We start from the raw sequence: 246 nt of genomic DNA on the forward strand, positions 1-246 counted from the left end.
CCCTTTTGACGACCCGCGTCTGGCGCCGGGTGGACCGGGTATAGATTATCAATACTTTGATGACACGTATTATCTCTACAGACCAGGCAAGCATAAATCCAGTGGCGAGTATGTGAACGGCCATATGAGACCTGAATCGCCAGGGCGCGCCTGGGGAACGGTGGTATTTATGAAAGCATCTTTAGCCCATTTAACGGAAGGTTATAAGGCCAACTATCAAAACCTGCCGGACAAAGAACCGGAAGT

General features: G+C 50.0%; 1 pseudogene. It reads left to right on the top strand.

Annotated features, from left to right (window positions below):
• Positions 1–246 (top strand): annotated as a pseudogene (locus OGV94_RS00070) (T6SS immunity protein Tli3 family protein); the annotation flags it as partial.

This window comes from Citrobacter sp. Ce006 (assembly GCF_030336535.1).
In the GTDB taxonomy this organism is placed as follows: domain Bacteria; phylum Pseudomonadota; class Gammaproteobacteria; order Enterobacterales; family Enterobacteriaceae; genus Citrobacter; species Citrobacter europaeus.